The organism is Lutibacter sp. HS1-25, assembly GCF_004121075.1.
Taxonomy (GTDB): domain Bacteria; phylum Bacteroidota; class Bacteroidia; order Flavobacteriales; family Flavobacteriaceae; genus Lutibacter.
In genome coordinates this window covers 1-1,881 of the sequence record NZ_RHLN01000097.1, presented here as the reverse complement: position 1 = coordinate 1,881, position 1,881 = coordinate 1, and the positions used below count along the sequence as shown (strand labels likewise).

Genomic DNA, 1,881 nt, shown 5'->3' with positions numbered 1-1,881 from the left:
TTCGTAAGTTTGTTTTGAATATTTATCCCATTCGCTTGTAAAGACACATTTACCACCTAAATTTTGAAAAGCCAATCTAAATCCTCCAATACCAGCAAACAAATCTATAAATTTGAATTTTTCTTTTTTTGGAGTAGGAAAAGGAACTGTGTTTTTGAAATCAAATATTAAATATTGTAAAGCTTCCTCTGCTAACTTATTATTAATATTTTCATTTGGGTATTTCTCTTTTAAAATATCAGAAACATATTCAATTGCATCTTTTCTAAAGAATTGAGATACTCCATTTTTATGATTATGCAAATAATGAGTAAAAGAGGCCTTTTTTTCATTTTGAGGCTCAACAACTCTTATTTTGAATGTTTTATCTTCAAAATCTGATATTGTTATTTTTTCTTTTACTTTCATATTTATATATTTTTCTTAAAAGTGCAATATATTAAATATGATATTAAATTCATATTCGTTTTGTAGAACTTATCAATCTTTTTTAAACAATTCAAATTTTAGTTAAAATTCAATTTGTCATTGAAAAAGCGTTGGGCTATTTAAGCTCTTTTGGTTTGAGCATCAGATGAAGAAAGGGGAAACCAAATGTGCTTAAATTTGCGGCTGGATTTTTTATCTGCTTGTGGCTAACGGGCTTTTATAAGATTTGTGCGACTGGAAAATCGGAGATTTTTCGGACGTAGCAAATCGTTAGTTGAATGTTTGTTAGTTCGTTATTTAGTTTAAAAGTAAGCATAAATTTTATGAGTTGTTGCCAGTAGTAATTTATTCTTTCGATAAATCATTTATCTGATTTCTAGCAAACTCTTTTGTTTCTTCGTCTCCAAAAATTATTACTTTTTCATAATATGCAATAGCTTTTTTTATATCTCCTTTTAATTTATATCCGTGTGCAATATTAGCAAGAATAATATAGTCACTCTCATCAATTTTTTCAGCTTTTAATAAAGTTTCGATTGCTCTATCAAACTCTCCAGTTAATAAATATGTTATTGATATGTTTGAAAGGCTCGGAATGTGATTTGGGTAAATTTTTAATATTGACTCGGAAATATTTCTCATATTTAATAATAATTCATCTTTTCCCGAATCGTAAAGTTGCATTTGATAATCTTGTAATCCAGTAAGGAAAAAGTTTTCAGAATCCTCTACAGATTCATTATTTGTCCAAGTCCAATGATTGTTATTTATTTTTGAATACTCAATTGTCTTAATTATTTCACTTGTGAATTTATCCCAATCCTCAATTTGACCAAGAGTATAGATTTTCCCATATCTCATATCTAATCTGTTAGGGAATAATTTAATTCCTTCGCTAATTTTATCAATTCCTTTTTGAATAATTGAATTGTCTAAATAAATTTCACTAGCTAAATAACCAGCAGTATTATTTAAACTATCTTTTAATATAAAACCATCTTCTTTTGGTTCCTTGGTTGAGACTGTTAGAACTTCTTTATTTCCTTTTAAGAAATAATAATTAAAATAACTAACAAATAATTCAGGGTCATTTGGAGAAGCAATTTCCCATTTTTTTAAAACTTCAACTTGTTTAATAGTATCATTTGTCTCAATATATTCTAGAAATTCAGTACGATAATTTTGTCCGAAAAATTGAATTGAACTTATCAATGCAACTATAATAGCAATATTTTTTTTCATTTTTTTTGTTGTTCTAATTGTTGCCAACGGGCTTTTATAAGATTTGTGCGACTGGAAAATCGGAGATTTTTCGGACGTAGCAAATCGTTAGTTGAATGTTTGTCGGTTCGTTATTTAGTTTAAATGCAAGCATAAATTTTATGAGTTGTTGGCAACAGTTTTATTCTTTCGATAAATCATTTATCTGATTTCTAGCAAACTCTTTTGTTT

General features: G+C 27.3%; 2 protein-coding genes. Both read right to left on the bottom strand.

The window, feature by feature from the left end:
- On the bottom strand, positions 1–408 hold a 408-nt coding region (locus tag EC396_RS12615; protein WP_205757961.1), incomplete at its 3' end, for a DNA cytosine methyltransferase.
- A 366-nt stretch (positions 409–774) separates the two neighbouring features.
- The gene (locus EC396_RS12610) at positions 775–1,671 is read right to left on the bottom strand and encodes a tetratricopeptide repeat protein (RefSeq protein ID WP_129366993.1); all 897 of its coding nucleotides are present in this window, start codon (positions 1,669–1,671) and stop codon (positions 775–777) included.
- Positions 1,672–1,881: the final 210 nt, after the last annotated feature.